Origin of the sequence: Roseomonas sp. BN140053, from assembly GCF_047690175.1 — a bacterium.
In the GTDB taxonomy this organism is placed as follows: domain Bacteria; phylum Pseudomonadota; class Alphaproteobacteria; order Acetobacterales; family Acetobacteraceae; genus Roseomonas.
Genome location: NZ_JBLLEB010000030.1, coordinates 1 through 15817, shown reverse-complemented (window position 1 = coordinate 15817; position 15817 = coordinate 1). Strand labels below are relative to the sequence as shown.

The 15817-nt window shown below is 71.2% G+C and carries 16 protein-coding genes; 8 read left to right on the top strand and 8 right to left on the bottom strand.

From position 1 onward, the window contains the following. Positions 1 to 2 precede the first annotated feature (2 nt). Positions 3 to 1370, bottom strand: a complete 1368-nt coding sequence (locus ACLIBK_RS19910; protein WP_415389046.1) for a c-type cytochrome — start codon at positions 1368 to 1370, stop codon at positions 3 to 5. Positions 1371 to 1596: 226 nt separating this feature from the next. On the opposite strand from ACLIBK_RS19910, the gene ACLIBK_RS19905 reads away from it, so the two are divergent. Continuing rightward, positions 1597 to 1788 carry a hypothetical protein gene (locus tag ACLIBK_RS19905; RefSeq protein WP_415389045.1) on the top strand — a complete coding sequence of 64 codons (192 nt, stop codon included), beginning with the start codon at positions 1597 to 1599 and terminating at the stop codon, positions 1786 to 1788. A 107-nt stretch (positions 1789 to 1895) separates the two neighbouring features. Here ACLIBK_RS19905 and ACLIBK_RS19900 read toward each other — a convergent pair whose 3' ends face one another. From ACLIBK_RS19900 to ACLIBK_RS19885, 4 genes are all read right to left on the bottom strand, one after another. Beyond that, positions 1896 to 2504: a transglycosylase gene (locus ACLIBK_RS19900; protein WP_415389044.1), complete on the bottom strand. Its 609-nt coding sequence runs from the start codon at positions 2502 to 2504 to the stop codon at positions 1896 to 1898. A gap of 316 nt (positions 2505 to 2820) precedes the next feature. Beyond that, positions 2821 to 3570, bottom strand: coding sequence for a peptidase (locus ACLIBK_RS19895; RefSeq protein ID WP_415389043.1), 750 nt, complete (start codon positions 3568 to 3570; stop codon positions 2821 to 2823). 16 nt (positions 3571 to 3586) lie between these two features. Continuing rightward, positions 3587 to 4516 (bottom strand): alpha-E domain-containing protein, encoded by a 930-nt coding sequence (locus tag ACLIBK_RS19890; protein ID WP_415389042.1) that lies wholly within the window; start codon positions 4514 to 4516, stop codon positions 3587 to 3589. Continuing rightward, positions 4516 to 6093 (bottom strand): circularly permuted type 2 ATP-grasp protein, encoded by a 1578-nt coding sequence (locus ACLIBK_RS19885; protein ID WP_415389041.1) that lies wholly within the window; start codon positions 6091 to 6093, stop codon positions 4516 to 4518. The genes ACLIBK_RS19890 and ACLIBK_RS19885 overlap by 1 nt, the downstream gene beginning before the upstream one ends. Before the next feature lie 229 nt (positions 6094 to 6322). Here ACLIBK_RS19885 and gnd point away from each other — a divergent pair, with 229 nt between their 5' ends. The 4 genes from gnd to ACLIBK_RS19865 all read left to right on the top strand — a co-directional run bounded on the left by gnd (position 6323) and on the right by ACLIBK_RS19865 (position 9385). Beyond that, on the top strand, positions 6323 to 7381 hold the full coding sequence (gnd, locus tag ACLIBK_RS19880) for a phosphogluconate dehydrogenase (NAD(+)-dependent, decarboxylating) (RefSeq protein ID WP_415389040.1): 1059 nt from the start codon (positions 6323 to 6325) through the stop codon (positions 7379 to 7381). Beyond that, complete coding sequence (locus tag ACLIBK_RS19875) at positions 7378 to 7908, top strand: gluconokinase (protein ID WP_415389039.1); 531 nt, start codon at positions 7378 to 7380, stop codon at positions 7906 to 7908. Before gnd ends, ACLIBK_RS19875 begins: the two co-directional genes overlap by 4 nt. Positions 7909 to 7976: 68 nt before the next feature. Then, on the top strand, positions 7977 to 8123 hold the full coding sequence (locus tag ACLIBK_RS19870) for a hypothetical protein (protein ID WP_415389038.1): 147 nt from the start codon (positions 7977 to 7979) through the stop codon (positions 8121 to 8123). Positions 8124 to 8515: 392 nt separating this feature from the next. Further along, positions 8516 to 9385 (top strand): TauD/TfdA dioxygenase family protein, encoded by an 870-nt coding sequence (locus tag ACLIBK_RS19865; RefSeq protein ID WP_415389037.1) that lies wholly within the window; start codon positions 8516 to 8518, stop codon positions 9383 to 9385. 134 nt (positions 9386 to 9519) lie between these two features. Here ACLIBK_RS19865 and ACLIBK_RS19860 read toward each other — a convergent pair whose 3' ends face one another. Together ACLIBK_RS19860 and ACLIBK_RS19855 are read right to left on the bottom strand one after the other, a co-directional pair. Further along, the gene (locus ACLIBK_RS19860; RefSeq protein ID WP_415389079.1) at positions 9520 to 10857 is read right to left on the bottom strand and encodes an ammonium transporter; all 1338 of its coding nucleotides are present in this window, start codon (positions 10855 to 10857) and stop codon (positions 9520 to 9522) included. Between the two features lie 98 nt (positions 10858 to 10955). Continuing rightward, positions 10956 to 11294 (bottom strand): P-II family nitrogen regulator, encoded by a 339-nt coding sequence (locus tag ACLIBK_RS19855; protein ID WP_415389036.1) that lies wholly within the window; start codon positions 11292 to 11294, stop codon positions 10956 to 10958. 144 nt (positions 11295 to 11438) lie between these two features. On the opposite strand from ACLIBK_RS19855, the gene ACLIBK_RS19850 reads away from it, so the two are divergent. From ACLIBK_RS19850 to ACLIBK_RS19840, 3 genes are all read left to right on the top strand, one after another. Further along, complete coding sequence (locus ACLIBK_RS19850) at positions 11439 to 12701, top strand: UbiH/UbiF/VisC/COQ6 family ubiquinone biosynthesis hydroxylase (RefSeq protein ID WP_415389035.1); 1263 nt, start codon at positions 11439 to 11441, stop codon at positions 12699 to 12701. Between the two features lie 123 nt (positions 12702 to 12824). Then, positions 12825 to 13775 carry a class I SAM-dependent methyltransferase gene (locus ACLIBK_RS19845; protein WP_415389078.1) on the top strand — a complete coding sequence of 317 codons (951 nt, stop codon included), beginning with the start codon at positions 12825 to 12827 and terminating at the stop codon, positions 13773 to 13775. A gap of 144 nt (positions 13776 to 13919) precedes the next feature. Then, complete coding sequence (locus ACLIBK_RS19840) at positions 13920 to 15242, top strand: hemolysin family protein (RefSeq protein WP_415389034.1); 1323 nt, start codon at positions 13920 to 13922, stop codon at positions 15240 to 15242. A gap of 210 nt (positions 15243 to 15452) precedes the next feature. Here the strand turns inward: ACLIBK_RS19840 and ACLIBK_RS19835 are convergent. Beyond that, positions 15453 to 15817 (bottom strand): energy transducer TonB family protein (locus ACLIBK_RS19835; protein WP_415389033.1); only part of this gene is annotated, 365 nt, incomplete at its 5' end.

The window sequence follows — 15817 nt, the reverse complement described above, 5'->3', positions numbered from 1 at the left end:
CCTTACGGCCGGCTCGGGTCGGCCGGTGCGGCCCGCAGCGCCACCATGGGCCGCGAAGACACGGCCCGATCCCTATCCCGCGCTTCCCGCACGGCCTTGTCCACTCCGTCCCAGGCGGGGCGGTCGCTGAAATTCGCGCGAAGGAAGCTCACCAGCGCGGCGAGCTGCTCGTCGTTCAGGGTGCCGCTGAAGCCCGGCATGATCGGGGCGCGCTCGCCGGCCGAGGCGGGTAGCCCGTGCAGCACGACGTTGAGCAGGTTCTCCGGCGTCGGGCCGGTGATCCCCGTGCTGAGCGACAGATGCAGGCCGCCGAAGGGCAGCGGCCGCCCGGCCTCGTGGCAGGTGGCGCAGGCGGCGGCGTAGATGGCGGCACCACGGTCGTTGCCGGGCACCGCGGTGGCGGTCTGGCTGTCCGCCGCCGTGGCGCGCCCGCCCGGGCCGCCGCCGCGCGCCTGTTCCAGCACCGTCCTGGCCCGTGCCTGCCGCGCCGGCGAAGGCTCGCCCATGCCGGCCACCACGTAGGTGGCGATGGCACGGGTCTCGGCTTCCGGCACGGAGGCGAGATTGCCCACCACCGGCGCCATGGAGCCCCGGGCCACCCCATGCCGCTCCTGCCAGCCCTGGCGGAGATAGGTGGCCATGGCGTCCCGCTCCCAGGGCACGGCCGCGGGGGAATCGGCGTTGAGGGCATAGGCGTGCCAGCCCTCCGCCTCGCCGCCGGCATAGTGCGCATCGCTCCGCTCGGCGCCCAGCGCGTTGCGCGGGGTGTGACAGGCACCGCAATGGCCCAGCCCTTCGGCCAGATAGGCGCCGCGGTTCCATTCGGCGTCGCGCGCCGCATCGGGCTGGAAGGTGCCTTCCCGGAAGAACAGCAGCTTCCAGCCGGCCAGCACCCAGCGCTGGTTCAGGGGAAAGGGCAGTTCATTGGCGGGCGCCTCGGCCCGTACGGGCTCGCGCGTCATCAGATAGGCGTAGAGGGCGCGGTTGTCCTCGTCGCTGACCAGGGTGAAATGATTGTAGGGAAAGGCGGGGTAGAGGTGGTGGCCCTCACGGTCGAGCCCGGCGCGCATGGAGCGGGTAAAGGCCGCTTCCGACCAGCGGCCGATGCCGGTGTCCGGGTCGGGGGTGATGTTGGTGGAATAGATGGTGCCGAAGGGCGTCGGGATCGCCAGGCCGCCGGCGAAGACCTTGCCGCCCGGGGCGGTGTGGCAAACGTTGCAGTTACCGATCGCGGCGAGCTCGGCGCCGCGGCGCACCAGCGCCGGATCGAAGCTTTCGGGCCGCGGCGGCTGCACCGGGTCGATGGCCGGGTGCCAGGCATAGGCGGCGAAGCCGCCGATCCCTACGGCCAGCACCGCCAGACCTGCCAAGAGGACGTTTCTGATCCGCATCGCGTTCCCGCCCGTTCCGCCCCCTTTGTAACGCGGCGGCGTCCGGTTCGTCGCCCTTCCCTGCCAGCGGTTCCCGGCCGGAAAAGCCCTGCGGAGGGTATCTCCCGCAGATTTCATGACGAATATATTGCGGAAACAAATCGAAGGCCGACCTGGAACTTCAGGGCCGGGAAAGCCATCGACACGGATAAGGAAACCAAGTTCCATGTTCACGGATCAGCACGCGATCCTTCAGGCGGCCGTGGCCATCGCCCAGGCCACCTTCGACCCCGCTGATCCCAGCATTTCCGAGAAGCGACCTGCCCATGTGGTGCTGACCAGCCGGGTCGTGTCGGTGCTGCGCGCCATGGAACGGGCAGGGCTGATGACGGCGGAATTCGTGCCGCCGCCGCGCTGAGGCGGCGGGCCGGCCGGGGGCGAAACGGACCCAGGCAACCCGCAGCCGGCCGCGTTTATCCGCGGCATCCGACGCAGGGGGCAGGCCGCTCTGCCCCGGGGTTCGCCTCAGCGCTCGGAGGCTTCGGCGATTTCCAGCAGTTCCGCACCGTTGCGACGCTCGCGGGCGTAATTCCCGCCGCAGCTTTCGCGGCTCAGCACGACGGAGCCGGGGTTGGTGACCTGCAGCTTGGCCTGCACGCGGCACACGAGGTTGTTGGCGGTTCGCGGGGCGCCGCCATTCCAGCGGCGGATCGCATCGCCCCAGTTGCCGGTCTGGTCGAACTTCTGGCGCAGGTGCTGCGCCGCCCAGTCGGTGGCCCGGGCCGGATCCAGCGGCCAGAAGGAGCCGCGGGCATGCACCCGGGCGTTCACCTGGACGCAGCCCGCCATGATGGACTGGCCCGGCCGTGCACCGGCCAGCAACTGCCGCGCCGCTTCGGCGTTCGATGGGAAGTGCGAACGACCGCCGATGTTCAGGGCGTAGGCGTGCAATCCGGATTCCGCCAGGGCCACGGCGACCAGCAGGCCTTGGGGCAGTTGGTTGCGGATCTCGGCGGTGCGTGCCGCGTCGAGGCAGGCGGCGCGGGGGCTGGCGATACCCTCGCCCCGGCTGCCCTGCGTGGTTCCTTGGGCCAGGGCCGAGCCCGCCAGGAGCATGGCACCCCCCAGGATCATGCCGCCACCGGCCCGGTGGACGGCGAATCTTCGTCGCCTCAGCCTCCTCTTGGGCTGGGGTTCGGAGGCGCTCCGCGGCACATCGCACGGGAACGCCGCGTCTCGTCGCCGACGCGGGGGCGTCGACCGGCTGCTCGCGGACGTCATCGCCATCCGGACTAGCAGCCCAGGATGCAGCGTGCAAACAAGAACATTTTCCTAATAACCGGATTTCCTGGTAGGAATGCCCGCGGGATGTCTCGGTCGAGGAACAAGGAAGACTCCGGCAGCAGCCCCGCCGGACCGTCCGGGCGGCGGAAAACCTGCCCCCGGCCGCCTATTCCGTGCTGTCGAGGGGCAGCCAGTCCGGCACCGGCAAGGCGCCGTAGATGTCGCGCAGCTGGCCGGACCAGGAATCCCGCAACGACAGGAAATACGGGTCGTTCTCGGTGATCCGGCGTTGCAGCCCGATGCGGGCCGTGCCCTCGCGGTAGACCAGCAGGTCCAGCGGCATGCCGACGCTGAGGTTGGAGCGCAGCGTGTCGTCCATGGAGATCAGGCACAGCTTGATGCCGTCCACCAGCCCGGTCTCATGGGTCAGCACGCGGTCCAGCATGGGCTTGCCGTACTTGGCCTCGCCGATCTGCAGGAAGGGCGTGTCGGGCGTAGCCTCGATGAAGTTGCCGGCGGCGTAGACGAGGTAGAGCCGCATCGGTCCGCCGGCGATCTGCCCGCCCAGCATCATCGACACGGTGAAGCCCACCTTCTGCGCTGCCAGGCTGGGCCCGTCGGCGGCATAGATGGCGCGGATCGCGGCGCCCACCAGCTGGGCAGCCTGGAACATGCTGCGCACGCTCAGCAGGGTTTGCCGCTGCCCGTCCAGGAAAACCCCTTCCCCCAGGCGGTTCCACACGGCCTGGGTGATGGCGAGGTTGCCCGAGGACAGGAGGCACAGCGCGCGCTCGCCGGGCTCGGTGACGGTGAACATCTTGGAAAATGTGGCGATGTTGTCGACGCCCGCGTTGGTGCGGGTATCGGCCAGCATCACCAGCCCCTGCTGCAGGAAAAGGCCGACGCAGTAGGTCATGCTGGCCGGCCCCTCGCTACCCGACCAGGAAGCAACGCCCGATCTCCGCCCCCAGCCGGATGTTGTCGTTGATGGCGCCGGTCAGGAAGTCGTGCAGGCCGCGCGCCAGGATATCCTCGATGCGGGCGTCCTCGCAGCGCCCCAGCAGCCGGCCGGACAGGTCCCGGCAATCGCCGCACAGGCTGGCCTCGGCGGCGGCGATCTCCGCCAGGGTGCGGTCCACCCGGGAATAACAGAAGCGCAGGGAGCGCGGCATTTCCCGCCGCAGCAGCAGCAGCTCCGCCACCCGCGTGGGTTCCAGCCGGGCGCGAAACACGTGCTGGTAGGCGCGCATGGCGGACACCGAACGCAGCGCCGACTGCCATTGCACGTGGTGCGCCGGGCTGTTGCTGGCAAAGGCGGCGTGGCGCGCGTCCAGCAGGCGGGCGGTGTTGTCCGCCCGTTCCAGCATGGTGCCGAGATGGGTGAAGCGCCAGGCGTCGTCGCGCAGCATGGTGTCCGCGGCGGCGCCGTTGAAGGCCAGGGAGCGCGACTTCACCCAGTCCAGGAAGCCCGCGAGCCGGTCGTCCTGCACCACGTCCTTGCCGGTGCGCTGCAGCTCGATCCAGGTGTCGTTCACCGCTTCCCACATGTCCACGGTCAGCGCCGTGCGCACGGCACGGGCGTTGCGCCGTGCCGCTTCCAGGCAGGACGCGATGGAGGAGGGATTGGCGGTGTCCAGCGTCAGCCATTCCACCACGTCGCGCGCCACGGGGGCGGGGTGTGTGGCGCGGAAGCCGCCCTCGGTGCCGGAGGCCAGCAGCAGTGCCTGCCATTCGCCGCCCTCGTTCTCCGCGGGGGTGAGGGAGGCCATGCGCAGGCTGGCGGACAGGCCGCGGGCGATGTTGCCGGCGCGCTCGGAATAGCGCCCGACCCAGAACAGGCTGTCGGCGGTGCGGGCGAGCATCAGCCGGGCTTCCCGGAGCCGTCGGCCGACCCCGGCGGCGACAGCGGCTTCATGGGTGGCAGGGACTGCATCATGCCGCTGCCTCCGAGGGACTGGGTCATGCCGCCCATGCTCTGGGTCATGCCGCCGGGACCGATCTCCTGGGTCGGGCCGTCCTCCAGCACCCAGGTGTCCTTGGTGCCGCCGCCCTGGGAAGAGTTCACCACCAGGCTGCCCTCGCGCAGCGCCACCCGGGTCAGCCCGCCCGGCACGATGCGCACCTCCCGCCCGAACAGCACGAAGGGGCGCAGGTCGACGTGGCGCGGCGCCAGCGCGCCATCCGCCAGGGTCGGCACGGTGCTCAGCGCCAGGGTGGGCTGGGCGATGTAGTCGTCCGGGTTGGCGCGGATGCGGTTGGCGAAGTCCTCGCGCTGCTCGGCGGTGGCGTGCGGCCCCACCAGCATGCCGTAGCCGCCCGAGCCGCGGGCCAGCTTGACCACCAGCTTGTCCAGGTTGGTCAGCACATGGGCGCGGTCATCATCCCGGGAGCACATAAAGGTCTGCACGTTCTGCAGGATCGGCTCCTCGTCGAGATAGAAGCGGATCATCTCCGGCACGTAGGGGTACACCGCCTTGTCGTCCGCCACCCCGGCTCCGGGGGCATTGGCCAGGGCCACGTTGCCGGCGCGGTAGGCGCGCAGCAGTCCCGGCACGCCCAGCGCGCTGTCGGGGCGGAACACCTCGGGGTCGATCCACTCGTCGTCCACCCGGCGATAGATCACGTCCACCCGCCTGGGCCCCGCGGTGGTGCGCATGAACACGGTGTCGTCGCGCACGAAAAGGTCGGCGCCCTCCACCAGCTCCACCCCCATCTCGTCGGCCAGGAAGGAGTGCTCGTAATAGGCGCTGTTGTAGGGGCCGGGGGTCAGCACCACCACGGTGGGCGTGCCCTGGCAGCCCGGCGGCGCCAGGGCCTGCAGGGTTTCCAGCAGTTCCTCGGGGTAGTGGCTGACGGGGGCGACGCGATGGGCGCCGCAAAGGCCAGGCAGCAGGCGCAGCATCGCTTCCCGGTTCTCCAGCATGTAGGACACGCCGGAAGGGATGCGGCAATTGTCCTCCAGCACGTGGAACTGGTCCGCGCCGGTGCGCACGAGGTCGATGCCGGAAATCGCGCACCACACCCCGCCCGGCGGGGTGAAGCCCACCATTTCCTGCCGGTAGCCCTCGTTTTCCAGCACCAGGGCGCGGGGGATCAGCCCGGCGTCGAGGATCCGGCCGCCGTTGTAGACGTCCTGCAGAAAGGCGTTCAGCGCCCGCACCCGCTGTTCCAGCCCGCGGGCCAAGTGGTCCCATTCGGCGCGCGACAGGATGCGCGGCACCACGTCGAAGGGGATCAGCCGTTCCGGGTCGCCGCCGTCGGAATACACGGCGAAGGTGACGCCGATCCGCCGGAACAGCACCTCCGCTTCCCGCCGCTTCTGTTCCAGCACGGCCTGGCCGTGGTTTTCCAGGTAGCGCGACAGGCCGGCATAGGGCGGGCGCACCTCGTCGCCGGCGCTCATCTCGTCGAAAGCCGGGGGAAGCTTCGGAGGGTTCATGAACCCAGGCTACAGCAAGGGTCGTGCCGAGGGGGAGTACCCTTGCACGGCAGCCCTGCCCGGGCGGCGCGGAGCCGCCGGGCTTTCCCGGAGCACCCGGGGGGGCACCCGTCCTGGAAAGCCTTTCCGCCACTGTCGGAGAGATGGGGACAGGGCACGCCATTCCGGCTTGCACCCGGCCGGGGGTGATGCGAAGCGGGCCGTGAAGCGCAGGAAAGGCATCGCGGCGATGCGGATCGGAATGGTGGGGCTGGGCCGGATGGGGGCGAACCTTGCCCGCCGGCTGCTGCGGGGCGGGCACGGCGTCGTGGTCTGGGACCGTAGCTTGGCCGCAGTGTCCGCCCTGGCCGGGGAGGGCGGGGGCGAAGCCGCGGCCGGGACGGAACCGGCCGCCCATGCCGACGGGGCCACCGGCCTGTCCGACCTGGTGAACCGCCTGGAAGCGCCGCGCACGGTCTGGGTCATGCTGCCCGCGGGCGAGCCCACGGAAGGCGCGCTGGCCGAGCTCTTCGCCCTGCTCTCCCCGGGCGACTGCGTGATCGAGGGCGGCAACTCCTATTGGAAGGACAGCCAGCGCCGGGCCGCAACGGCGCGGGAAAAGGGCATCGACTACCTCGACATCGGCACCTCCGGCGGGATCTGGGGGCTGGAGCGCGGCTACTGCCTGATGATCGGTGGTCCCGACGCGGCGGTGGCGCGGCTGGACCCCATCTTCGCCACGCTGGCACCGGGCGAAGGCACGGCCCTGCCCACGCCGGGCCGCGACGGCGACCCGCGGCCGCCGCGGGGCTACGTCCATGCCGGGCCGAACGGCGCCGGCCACTACACCAAGATGGTGCACAACGGCATCGAGTACGGAATGATGCAGGCCCTGGCCGAGGGCTTCGACCTCCTGCGCGCCGCGGGCGACACCCACGGCCTCGCCATGCCGCTGCCCGACGTCGCGGAAGCCTGGCGGCGCGGCTCGGTCGTGTCGTCCTGGCTGCTGGACCTGACCGCGCAGGCCCTGGCCGGTGACCATGCGCTGGGCGCCTATGCCGGACGCGTGGGCGATTCCGGCGAAGGCCGCTGGACCGTGCAGGAGGCCGTGGACACCGGCACCCCCGCCCCGGTGCTGACGGCGGCGCTCTACGCCCGCTTCCGCTCGCGGCAGGAAACCTCCTTTGCCGACCGCATGCTCTCGGCCATGCGACACGGCTTCGGCGGCCATGCCGAAGCTCCGCCGACCGCGCCCGCGCCCTCCACCGGACAGCCGGACGGGCCGCTGCCGCCGACGGCGACGCCGTGACCACGAGCCCTGCCGGGCGCCGCCACGGGCTGCGGGTCGTGGTGATGGGCGTGTCGGGGTCGGGCAAGACCACGGTGGGCGGCGGCATCGCCGCGGCGCTGGGGCTGCCCTTCGCCGACGCGGACGATTTCCACAGTCCGGCCAACATCGCCAAGATGCGTGCCGGCCAGCCGCTGTCCGACGAGGACCGCCTGCCCTGGCTGGAAGCCATCGGCACCTGGCTGGAGGAGCGGAAGGCGGCGGTGGTGACCTGCTCGGCCCTCAAGCACAGCCATCGCGACCGGCTGCGCCGGCACTGCCCCGACGCGGTGTTCGTGTTCCTGTCGGGGCCGCCCGAACTGATCGCGAGGCGGCAGGCGGCGCGCCAGGGCCATTTCATGCCCGCTTCCCTGGCCGGCAGCCAGTTCGCGACGCTGGAGCCGCCGGAAGCGGAGGAGGGCGCGATCACACTGGACGTGTCCGGCCCGCCGGAGGCGGTGCTGGAGCGCGGCCTGACGGCGCTGCGGAAAGTGGTTCCCGGGATCTAGAGGGACCACCGGGCCATCCCGCGGAATTTTCCCTTGCGTTCACGTTTTGTTCGTGTTTTCTGGGGGTCATGACACCGCGCCTCCCGGCCTGCGTGGCCGCCACCCACCGCCGCCCCCTGGACCTCGTGATCCGGGAAGCCCTGCTCGCCGCCCTGTTCGGATTGCTGGCCTCCTGGGGCCTAGCCGAACTGGTGCTCCGCTTCCAGGGCCTCTGATCGAGCCGACCCGGCTTTTTCCGGGTCCGTTCCGCTTCCCTGCCGCAGTCCGGGTGCCGTTCCCCCGGCGCTCCTGATGCGGCGGGACAGCTCCGGTCCCCCTCCGGAGCTGGCTACGGGGCGGGAGCAATCCCGCTTCCGCCCCGCCGTGCCGGCAGCGCGCGGGATCGCGACGCCCCGGACCTGACGGCAACGTGCCATTGGACTCGTCGCGGCCAGAACGGCGGCTTTCTGGCGCCTTATTTCCACCAGAGCCTTCCTTCGTGGCGCCGCTGCCGTCCTGGTCTGGAGCCATTATCCAATACATTGCCGTGGTATTGATGATTTCCGCGTTTCTTTCGCGCATATCGCGCGCTAGCCTCGCGCACATGGCCACCGGAAGGAACGACGCCGTGGAAATCCGTGCCCTGCACCCCCTCTTCGCCGCCGAGGCGGTCGGGGTAGACCTGTCGCAGCCGTTGGATGAGGGGGATTTCAACACGCTGAAAGCGGCATTCGAGCAGAATTCGGTGCTGGTGATCCGCCGGCAGGAGATCACGCCGGCACAACAGGTCGCCTTTTCCCGCCGGCTGGGTGAACTGGAAATCCACGTCCTCAGGCAGTTCCTGCATCCGGACGCGCCGGAAATCCTGCTGGTGTCCAACGAGAAGCGGGACGGCAAGCCGATCGGCCTGGGCGATGCCGGGCATTACTGGCATTCCGACCTCAGCTACAAGGAAGAGCCCAGCCTCGGCTCGGCGCTCTATGCCCGCGTGCTGCCGCGGGATGGTGGCGACACGCTCTTCGCGTCCATGCACGCCGCCTATGACCGGCTGGAACCCGCGCTGCGCGAGCGCCTGATCGGGCTGACGGGGGTGCATGACTACGGCTACCGCTCCGATATCCAGGCCCGGGCCGGCACGCGCCCGCCGTTGACGGAAGCCCAGCGCGCCGCCGTGCCGCCGGTGGAACACCCGCTGGTGCGGCTGCACGACGCCACCGGCCGTCCGGCGCTCTTCGTGAACGAGGGCTTCACCACCCGCATCCCGGAACTGCCGCCGGCCGAGAGCGACGCCTTCCTGCGCCAGCTCTTCGCCGCCTCGGTGGATCCGGCGGTGACCTACCGGCACCATTGGCAGCCCGGCGACATGGTGCTGTGGGACAACCGGGCAGTGATCCACCTCGCCACCGGCTGCCCCGAGGATCAGGCGCGCACCCTGCACCGCACCACGATCAAGGGAGCCCGGCCAGTCGGCGCGGCCCAGACCGCCCGGGCGGCCTGAGACTCCGGCAGGGGGGATGGCCGACGGGACGTCCGGAAGCGTGCCCCCAAGGGGTGTAAAGCGGCAAGGGCGCCGGCAGGTTTCCCCACCGGCGCCCCCCCGATCCTGCCGCGGCGTGCCGCGGGAAGCGTGGATCAGCCCAGCCGCTCGCCGTGCAGCGTGACGTCCAGGCCTTCGCGCTCCTCTTCCTCGCTGACGCGCAGGCCGACCACCACGTCCACGATCTTGAGCAGGATCCAGCTCGCGATCGCGGTGTAGATAAAGGTCGCCGCCACCGCGTAGAACTGGACCACGAACTGCGCGAAGGAGCCCGTGGTGCCGTCCGGCGAGGCCGTGGTGGCCGAGAGCGGCCCGTAGGCAAAGACGCCGGTCAGCAACGCGCCCACGATGCCGCACAGCCCGTGCACGCCGAAGGCGTCCAGGCTGTCGTCGTAGCCGCACCAGTGCTTCAGCGCCGTGGCGCCCCAGAAGCCCGTCAGCCCCGCTGCCACGCCGATCACCAGGGCCGGCACCGGCAGCACGAAGCCGGAAGCGGGGGTGATGGCCACCAGCCCGGCCACCGCGCCGGAAATGGCGCCCAGCACGGAAGGCTTGCCCTTCACCGCCCATTCCACGAACAGCCAGGCCAGCGCCGCTGCGGCGGCCGCGACCTGCGTCACCAGCATGGCCATGCCGGCGCGGCCGCCCGCGGCCCCGGCGGAGCCGGCGTTGAAGCCGAACCAGCCGACCCAGAGCAGCGAGGCGCCGATCACCGCCAGCGCCAGGGAATAGGGCGACATGTTGTCGTGGCCCAGGCCCACGCGCTTGCCCAGCACCACCGCGGCCACCAGCCCGGCGACGCCCGCGTTGATGTGCACCACCGTGCCGCCGGCGAAGTCCAGCGCGCCCAGGGCGAAGATCCAGCCATTGGGGTGCCACACCCAGTGGGCGATCGGGGAATACACGATCAGCGACCACAGGATGGTGAACAGCACCATCGCCGAGAACTTCATCCGGTCCGCGAAGGCGCCGGTGATCAGCGCCGGGGTGATGATGGCGAAGGTCATCTGGAACATCAGGAACACGGTTTCGGGGATGGTGAAGGCCACCGCCGAATCCCCCGTGCCCAGGGTGAAGGGGCTGTTCCAGTTTTCCGCCACGCCGTTCAGCAGCAGCTTGGACAGGTCGCCGACATAGGCGTTGCCCTCGCCGAAGGCGAGGGAATAGCCCGCCACCATCCACACGATCGTCGCGATCGCGGCGATCGCGAAGGACTGCATCATGGTGGCCAGCACGTTCTTCTTGCGCACCATGCCGGCATAGAACAGCGCCAGGCCCGGCACGGTCATCATCAGCACCAGGGCGGTGCTGGTCAGCATCCAGGCGGTGTCGCCGGTGTCGGGGGTGGTGGGCACGGCCGCCGGCGCGGCGGCGGGCGCCTCGACGGCCCCCGGGGTGCCCTGCGCCAGAACGGGCAGGGCCAGCAGCAGCATCGGCAGCAACGCCAGGGCGCAGCGCGCGGCCGGGCGCATGCCCCGGCCCGCGGCGCCGCGCGACGCGATGGTCATCGTCGGGTCCTTTGTTTCGTGTGTCACAGCGCGGCGGAATCCGTCTCGCCGGTGCGGATGCGCAGCGCGCGCTCCAGGTCGAGCACGAAGATCTTGCCGTCGCCGATCTTGCCGGTGCGCGCGGTGGCCGCGATGGCTTCCACCACCGCGTCCACCATGTCGGCGGCCACGGCGACCTCGATCTTGAGCTTGGGCAGGAAGCTCACGTGGTATTCGGCGCCGCGGTAGATCTCGGTCTGGCCCTTTTGCCGCCCGAACCCCTTTACCTCAGTCACCGTCAGCCCCTGCACGCCGAGCGGGGTGAGCGCTTCGCGCACCTCGTCCAGCTTGAAAGGCTTGATGATCGCCATGACCAGCTTCATCGACCGCGGCCCCCTCTTCTTCCTCCGCTGAGTCGGGGTGGATGCGAAGCGCGTGCCAGCCGTCGCGACGCCGTGACCGGGTAGGGACACCGCTTCTCCCCCGCCCCCCTGCCCAAAACCTGTGCAGCGGGGCAGGATAGGGGCATGGCACAACGTATCGAGGTTCAGGTCTGCGTGGTCGGCGCCGGCCCGGTGGGAGCCACCCTGGCCGCGACCCTGGCGGCCGGCGGCGTGACGGTGGCGGTGGTGGACGCCGCTCCCCTGCCGCCGATGGAACTGCCGGCCTTCGACGGCCGCGCCTACGCCATCGCGCGAACCAGCCGCAACCTGCTGGCCGCCGCGGGGGTCTGGGACCGGCTGCCGGCCCCGCCCTGCGCCATCGGGGAGATCCGGGTCAGCGACGGCCGCCCGGGGGAGCGCGCCTCGCCCCTGCACCTGCACTTCTCCGCCGCCGAGCTGGGGGAGGAGGCCTTCGGCTGGATGGTGGAAGCCCGTTCCCTGCGCGTGGCGCTGAACCGCGTCCTGTTTGACCTGCCCGGCGCCCGGCTCTTCGCTCCGGCCCGGGCGACGGTGGCGCGGGAGGAGAACGGCGCCACGGTGACGCTGGAAGATGGCACCGTCATCGCCGCCGGGCTGGTGGTCGGGGCGGAAGGCCGCCGCTCGCCGCTGCGGCAATCGGCGGGCATCGGCACGGCGCAGTTCGACTACCGCCAGACCGGCATCGTGCTGGCCATCGCGCACGAGAAACCGCATCGCGGCGTGGCGCTGGAACAGTTCCTGCCCAACGGTCCTTTCGCGCAGCTGCCGCTGTCCGGCACGCCGGAGCATCCCCACGCGTCCGCCATCGTGTGGTCGGAGCGGCGGGCGCTGGCCGACCGCTTCCTGGCCATGGACGACGCCGCCCTGGCCCGGGAAGCGGCCCGGCGGCTGGGCAACCATCTCGGCGCGGTGCGGGTGATCGGCCAGCGCTGGTCCTATCCCCTGGCGGCCATGCAGGCTTCGCGCTTCACCGACGTCCGGCTGGCCCTGGTCGGCGACGCCGCGCACGGCATCCACCCCATTGCCGGCCAGGGGCTGAACCTCGGCTTCCGGGACGTGGCCGCCCTGGCCGAGCTGCTGGTGGAAGCGGACAATGCCGGCACCGATCCCGGCAGCCCGGCGCTGCTGGCGCGCTACCAGGCCGCCCGCCGGCCGGACGCGCTGCTGATGCTGGGCGCCACCCACGCGCTGGAACGGTTGTTCGGCAATGACTTCGCGCCCGTGCGGGTTGCGCGCCGGCTGGGCATCGCGGCCGTGGATCGCAGCCCCACCCTGAAACGCTTCTTTGCCCGCCGTGCCATGGGTTTCGGTGCCCCCGGTGCCTTATCGGGACTGCTCGACGGGCGAGGCCTGCTCGGGGCGGGATAGGCGGGGAGATTTATTCGCTTTCAGGAGAATTGCGTCAAAAATCAGGAGATGTTTCGTTTCAATGCCCTTTCAATCCGTGGCAAAGTTTTGCCCTAAGCGGAACCAGCACGGGACTTGACGGTGATGCAGGGCATGGTGATGGACCGTCCGGGCGTGGCGCCCGGCATCCGGCGCGACATCCAGGATGAACTCGACACCATCGCGGGCCACGCGGATGACTTGCCCGGGATCTGGGCAGGCTGGTCGCGGCTGATCGAGGTCAGCCGCCGCGCCCTCGACCATTACGGCGAGGAAGGGCTGGCCCTGCTGCGCCGGCATCCGGTGGCGTCCCTGTCGCGGCACTGCCCGCTGACCAACTGGTCCTGGCAGAAGCCGCGCGGCTATCCCGACGATGCCCGCCTGGCCGACTTCTTCTACGGGCATGAGAGTGTGGAGGCTTCCGCCGCGGCCGCCACGCCCTGCGGCCAGGACCTGCTCGCCTTCGCGCGGCAGAGCGGGCTGGCCGAGGCCGTGCGCGAACGGCGCGCCATCCTGGCCCGCCTGGTGGACCGGGTCGCCGAGGAGGATGAGGGGGAGGTGCTGTCGCTCGGCGCGCAGCACCTGCGGGAAGCCGAGCTGTGCCGTAACGCCGGCGACCTCGCCCGCTGGGTGGCGCTGGACCGCGACGTGGAAAGCGTGGAGGAGATCGCCGAGCACTACGCGGACCTGCCCGGCCTGGTGCCCGCGCCGGTTTCCCTGGAACGCACCATGCTGCGGCCGCTGGAATTCGGGCAGTTCGACTTGGTCTACGCCGCCACCGCCTGCGAATACCTCGCCGACCGGGAAGCGCGCCGGCTGGTGTCGGCCATGTTCCAGGCGCTGAAGCCCGGCGGCCGCCTGCTGGTGGCGAGCTTCGTGCCCGACCTGCCGGAGAATGGCTACATGGCCGCCTTCATGGACTGGCACCCGATCCGGCGCGACGCGGCCGGGCTGGGAGCCGTGCTGGACGTGGTGTCTCCGGAGGCCTGCAGCCATCGGACGGTGTTTCAGGGTGCCAACCGCCGCATCGTCTACGGCATGCTGGAACGCCGCTAGGCTTGTTCCGCCGCGGCCGTCCGGGGATGGTGCGGCCGGCGGCGGAACCGGGCCGGGCGGCCGTCACCGCGGCCCCGCTCGCTCCGCCCCGCCGGTGCCCGCCTGCCCTCGCGCTCGGGTCGGGGGACCGATAGGGTCCGGCGCATGATCGAACTGCTCATCGTGCTCGTGCTGGTCCTGCTCAACGGCGTTTTCGCGATCTCGGAACTGGCCGTGGTGTCCGCCCGGCCGCGGCGCCTGCAGGCCATGGTGGCGGAAGGGCGGGCCGGGGCGGCGGCGGCGCTGGCCCTGACGGAGAATCCCGGGCGCTTCCTGTCCACCGTGCAGATCGGCATCACCCTGGTGGGCATCCTGGCCGGCGCCTATTCCGGCGAAGCGCTGGGGGGCCGGCTCGCCGCCCTCCTGCGCGACCAGGGGGTGCCGCAGAACCTGGCCGACCCAATCGGCTTCGGGGTGGTGATCGCCCTGGTGACCTTTCTGTCCATCGTGATCGGCGAGCTGGTGCCCAAGCGCTTCGCCCTGCGCTCGCCCGAGGGCATCGCCTGCGCCGTAGCCCCCGCCATGACGCTGCTGTCTCGCGTGGCGGCACCGCTCGCCTGGCTGCTGGACGTGTCCACCCGCGGCGTGTTCCGCATCCTCGGCGTCGGGCCGGAACAGCAGGCGGCGGTGACGGACGAGGAGATCCGCTCCCTGGTGGCGGAGGCGGAAGGGGCGGGGGTGATCGAGCCGGCCGAGCGGCACCTGATCTCGGGCGTCATGCGGCTGGGCGACCGTCCCGTGCGCGGCGTGATGACCCCGCGCACCGACATCGACTGGATCGACCTTTCGGGCGAGGAGGAACGGATGCGGGAGCTGCTGATGCACACGCAGCATTCCCGCCTGCCGGCCGGCGAGGGCTCAGCCGACGCGCTGATCGGCGTGGTGCAGACGCGCGAGCTGCTGGCGCAGCTGCTGGCCGGCGGCGCGCTGGACGTGCGCGCCCATGTCCGCACCGCCCCCGTGATCCCCGACACCGCCGATGCCCTGGACGCGCTGGAGGTGCTGCGCGAGGCCGCCGTGCCGATGGCCCTGGTGCACGACGAGTACGGCCATTTCCAGGGCGTGGTGACCCCCGCCGACCTGCTGGAAGCCATCGCCGGCGCATTCCGTGCCGATGCCGACACGGAGGAACCCGGCGCCGTCCGGCGCGAGGACGGGTCCTGGCTGCTGGCCGGCTGGCTGCCGGCCGACGAGATGGCGGAGCATCTCGGGCTGCGCCTGCCGCCCGAGCGGGACTACCAGACCGTGGCCGGCTACGTGCTGGCCGCCTTCGGGCGGCTACCGGGGGCGGGCGACCACCTCGCCATCGGCGACTGGCGCTTCGAGGTGGTGGACCTGGACGGCAACCGCATCGACAAGGTGCTGGCCTCCCAGCACGAGGCCGGGATCATCGTCCCCGCCCTGCACCGCAATGCTGGGGCGGGCTAGGGCCCGCTGCGGATCGCGCCCAGGCCTGCCGGAGCGGCAGTTCGCCTTACTTCCTTACTCTCTTACTTCCTTACCATGAGTCGCCACGGTGAGGCTGTTTACGGAAGATAATCCTACAGTTCCAAGGGGCTGCCGGTCAAGCAAGGCGAAAACCGTGGCAGAATCCGCGCTTTCTGCCACATCCGCCCGCGTCGTGACCGCCGCTCCTTCTCAGCGCGTGACGCTGAACCGGATCGGCACCGTGAGCTGCACCACCTCGCCACCGTAATCCGCGGGCGGCGCGGGCAGGCGGGCCCGCTGCAACTGGGCCAGCGCCGCGGCATCCATCTCCTCGTCGCCGCTGCTGCGCACGAGGCGCGACGACACCAGCGAGCCGTCGCGGCGCATGGCGAAGGCCACGAGGGCGACGCCCTGGCTGCGCCGCGTCCGGGCCGCGAAGCCGACGTCCTTGGCCCGGTCCAGCGCGCCCACCAGCGCGTTCATCCAGCCCACCGGGGGACCGGCGGGCGCCGCCGCGGCGACCGCGGGCGCGGAGGGGGCCGCGGCCGCCGGCGCCGCGGGGGCGGCCGCCACCG

Coding starts and splice junctions, on each gene's coding strand:
- ACLIBK_RS19895 (WP_415389043.1), bottom strand. CDS start 3,570: ATGACCTACTGCGTCGGCCTTTTCCTGCAGCAGGGGCTGGTGATGCTG.
- ACLIBK_RS19850 (WP_415389035.1), top strand. CDS start 11,439: ATGGCACAACGTATCGAGGTTCAGGTCTGCGTGGTCGGCGCCGGCCCG.
- ACLIBK_RS19900 (WP_415389044.1), bottom strand. CDS start 2,504: ATGATCCTGGGGGGTGCCATGCTCCTGGCGGGCTCGGCCCTGGCCCAA.
- ACLIBK_RS19890 (WP_415389042.1), bottom strand. CDS start 4,516: ATGCTCGCCCGCACCGCCGACAGCCTGTTCTGGGTCGGGCGCTATTCC.
- ACLIBK_RS19860 (WP_415389079.1), bottom strand. CDS start 10,857: ATGCTGCTGCTGGCCCTGCCCGTTCTGGCGCAGGGCACCCCGGGGGCC.
- ACLIBK_RS19870 (WP_415389038.1), top strand. CDS start 7,977: ATGACACCGCGCCTCCCGGCCTGCGTGGCCGCCACCCACCGCCGCCCC.
- ACLIBK_RS19905 (WP_415389045.1), top strand. CDS start 1,597: ATGTTCACGGATCAGCACGCGATCCTTCAGGCGGCCGTGGCCATCGCC.
- gnd (WP_415389040.1), top strand. CDS start 6,323: ATGCGGATCGGAATGGTGGGGCTGGGCCGGATGGGGGCGAACCTTGCC.
- ACLIBK_RS19885 (WP_415389041.1), bottom strand. CDS start 6,093: ATGAACCCTCCGAAGCTTCCCCCGGCTTTCGACGAGATGAGCGCCGGC.
- ACLIBK_RS19840 (WP_415389034.1), top strand. CDS start 13,920: ATGATCGAACTGCTCATCGTGCTCGTGCTGGTCCTGCTCAACGGCGTT.
- ACLIBK_RS19845 (WP_415389078.1), top strand. CDS start 12,825: ATGCAGGGCATGGTGATGGACCGTCCGGGCGTGGCGCCCGGCATCCGG.
- ACLIBK_RS19855 (WP_415389036.1), bottom strand. CDS start 11,294: ATGAAGCTGGTCATGGCGATCATCAAGCCTTTCAAGCTGGACGAGGTG.